This is a genomic window from Actinoplanes sp. NPDC048791, from assembly GCF_040650095.1.
Lineage (GTDB): Bacteria > Actinomycetota > Actinomycetes > Mycobacteriales > Micromonosporaceae > Actinoplanes.
Genome location: NZ_JBEZGQ010000978.1, coordinates 1 through 3146, shown reverse-complemented (window position 1 = coordinate 3146; position 3146 = coordinate 1). Strand labels below are relative to the sequence as shown.

Below are 3146 nucleotides of genomic sequence, written 5' to 3'. Positions count from 1 at the left end.
CCTGACCCACTGGATCGCGACCCCGCCGGACAACGAGGCGGTGCGGTCACCGGGCGCCGGCGCCTCCCCGGCCGGCGGACCGGGATCGTCCCCGCCGAGGGTCTCCCCCAGCCCGACGCCGGCCGGCCCGGCCACCATCCTGGCCGGCGAGCGGCGCATCCTGATCCACTTCGTGGAGATCGACCGCGACCTCGCCATGCCCTTCCCCGACGAGGTCGTGACCTCCGGCGGCACCGGCAAGGATTCGCTGTTCGCCCTGGTCCCGATGGGTGTCGACTACCTGATCCAGTCGCAGAAGCCGACCGACGGCGAGCCGCCCTGCCTCGGCGCCAAGGTGATCCCGGGCGACTCCGCCGAGCTGGTCGCCACCGAGTGCGCGGCCACGAAGGCGACGCTGTTCAACATCTCGGAGACCGGCAAGAAGGACGACAAGGGCCGCCCGACGTACACGATCTACAACGACGCGCACGGCACGCTGCAGTGGCGCACCAAGAAGCCGCAGGTCTACCTGGAGTTCCTGGGCGACGCCGAGACGGACACCACCTTCAGCTTCGTCGACCGGGGCCCGCTCTGAGGCTGGTGATGCCGTCCAGGACCGTGGTCAGGTTGTGGTCGAAGGTCTCCTCGGCATCGAGGTGGGCGCCGTCGACGACGAGCCGGGCGACGGTGGGATACCGGCCGGTCGCCAGCATGCGGGTGAGGTAGGGGCCGAGGCCGGCCTGCCAGGCCGCCTCATCGGTGCCGGTGGCCCGGGCGGTGCGCCGCTCGGTGACCTCCCGGCGGACGGCTCCGATGACGAACGAGTTGAGGGCACCCAGGGCCCGCTGGAGGTCGTCGACGCTTCGCACGCCGGGGGCCCGGCTCAGCGCCGCCGCGGTCGCTTCCCCCACGGCGAGCGCGTGCGGGCCCAGGTGCGGCCTTCCCCCGAGCAGGTCGGCGAACCACTCGTGGTCCAGGGCGGCCTTCCGGGTCGCGTGGGCAACGGCCAGCACCGTGGCACGCCACTCGGCGGGCGGGGCGGCCTCGGCGATCCCGGCGTAGACGACATCGACCATCAGGTCGAGCAGCTCGGACCGGTTGCTCACGTAGTCGTAGAGGCGCATCGGCCCGACCCCGAGCTCGGTGGCGATCTTGCGCACCGACAGGCCGTCGAGGCCGTGCGCGTCGGCGAGCCGGATCGCCACAGCAGCGATCTTGTCGCGGCTCAACGGCACCGGCGCCGCCCGGGGCCGAGGTTCCGGCCGTTCCCAAACCGGCGCCGGGCCGCTACCGTACGGTGTATCCATGAGGTACAGCGTACGGTAAGGACGTGGGCATGCGCATCGCGATCGCGGGTGGCGGAATGGGCGGGCTGACCCTGGCCCGGATCCTGCATCGGCACGGCCTCGACGCGGTGGTGTACGAGCGGGAGGCGAGCCGATCCGCGCGCGGGCAGGGCGGCTCGCTCGACCTGCACCCCGAGTCCGGGCAGCGGGCACTGGCCGACGCGGGCCTGGCCGGCAGTTTCCGCACGCAGGCGCGGCCCGAGGGCGAGGAGCACCGCATCGTCGACCCGGCCGGACGGATCCTGGTCCACCACGTCCCGCAACCCGGCTCGTTCTCCGGACGTCCCGAGATCGACCGGGGCGCACTGCGTGATCTCCTGCTCGATTCCCTCCCGGACGACACGGTTGTCTGGCGGCACCGGCTCGTCGCGGCGGCCCCGCGACCCGGCGGAGGCTGGGAGCTGACGTTCCCCGGCGGTCAGGTGACCGGCTGCGACATCCTCGTCGGCGCGGACGGCGCGCGCTCAGTGGTCCGGCCACTGCTGACCGACGTGCGGCTGTCCCCGGTGGCCACCCTCGTGGAGCTGCACATCAACGAGGTCGACCGGCGCCACCCCGAGCTCGCGGAGCTCGTCGGCCCGGGAAACCTGTGGTGCGTCGGCGTGAACCAGATCCTGGCCGCGCAACGACTCGGCGACGGCGGTCTGCGGGTCGGGATCACGCTGCCCGCCGGCGATCGCCCGATCGACACGTACGGCAGCAAGCGTGCTCTGCTGGAGATCTTCGGTGACTGGGACGCACGCCTCACCGCCCTCATCGAGGCCGGCGACAGCGCGCCGGTGCCTCGCCTGATCGAGGCGATGCCCCCGGGTACGCGCTGGGCGGGCCGGCCGGGCCTCACTCTCATCGGCGATGCCGCGCATCTCATGCCGCCGGTCGGCGAGGGCGCCAACCAGGCCATGCTCGACGCCGCCGAGCTCGCGGGCCGGCTCGCCGCCGACCCGGATTCGGCGATCCAGGCGTACGAGGAGGCGATGTTCGCCCGGACGCAGCCGATCGCCGAGATGTCCGCACGGGTCCAGGCGATGATGCTCTCCCCCACCGCGGCGCAGGACATCGTCCGCTTCTTCACGCCCCGGCCCAAGGAAACGGCCGCCGCCGACAGCTGACTCACCGGGAGCGGGCGTGCAACACTTTCGCCCGCTCGAGCGTCCGGGGTGGGGAAGGGGACGCATGACAGAGGAACAAGCTTTCGCGGACTTCGTCCGCCTCCGCACGGCCGCCCTCTACCGCTACGGCTACGTCCTCAGCGGTAATCACCACGATGCCGACGATCTGGTCCAGGACGCCCTGATCAGGTTGCGTGGTCACTGGGCCCGGGTGGTGCGGCGCGACGATCCCACCGGCTACGTCCGTACCACGATGGCCCGCCTGCATGTCAGCGCGTGGCGACGCAGACGCCGCGAGTGGCTCACCTCCCACGTTCCCGACGAGGCCGTACCGGACCCGGGTCTCGCCCAGGTCGACGTGGCCGGGGACGCCGAGCGGCTCTGGAACGCCCTCGCGACGCTGCCGCCCCGCCAGCGGGCCGTCCTGGTCCTGCGGTTCTACGAACGACTGACCGACCAGGAGATCGCCACGACGCTGGGCGTGTCCGGCGCCACCATCCGCAGCCAGGCCAAACGGGGCCTGGACAAGCTGCGGGCCGCGGAGTTCAGCGACCTGTCGGAGGCCCTGCGATGAGCGATGTCAACGTGCGCGAAGTGCTCGAGACGTATGCCGCCGCGGCACCGGCCCCGCCGCCGGATCTGCTGGCGCGGGTGGAGGCCGGCCACCGCCGGGCTACGTTGCGTGACTATGTCGCCTTCTCTGCGTTCATCG

General features: G+C 72.3%; 3 protein-coding genes and 1 pseudogene. 3 read left to right on the top strand and 1 reads right to left on the bottom strand.

All coding sequences use genetic code 11. From position 1 onward, the window contains the following. Positions 1-574, top strand: a pseudogene (locus tag AB0C29_RS40770) (serine/threonine protein kinase); the annotation flags it as partial. Here the strand turns inward: AB0C29_RS40770 and AB0C29_RS40765 are convergent. Next, positions 546-1286: a TetR/AcrR family transcriptional regulator C-terminal domain-containing protein gene (locus tag AB0C29_RS40765; protein WP_360832401.1), complete on the bottom strand. Its 741-nt coding sequence runs from the start codon at positions 1284-1286 to the stop codon at positions 546-548. The pseudogene AB0C29_RS40770 and the gene AB0C29_RS40765 sit on opposite strands and share 29 nt — an antisense overlap. 29 nt (positions 1287-1315) lie before the next feature. Between AB0C29_RS40765 and AB0C29_RS40760 the strand changes: the two genes are divergently transcribed. After that, on the top strand, positions 1316-2434 hold the full coding sequence (locus AB0C29_RS40760; protein WP_360832398.1) for an FAD-dependent monooxygenase: 1119 nt from the start codon (positions 1316-1318) through the stop codon (positions 2432-2434). A gap of 64 nt (positions 2435-2498) precedes the next feature. Continuing rightward, the gene (locus AB0C29_RS40755; RefSeq protein ID WP_360832395.1) at positions 2499-3008 is read left to right on the top strand and encodes a SigE family RNA polymerase sigma factor; all 510 of its coding nucleotides are present in this window, start codon (positions 2499-2501) and stop codon (positions 3006-3008) included. The last annotated feature ends 138 nt before the right edge of the window (positions 3009-3146 follow it).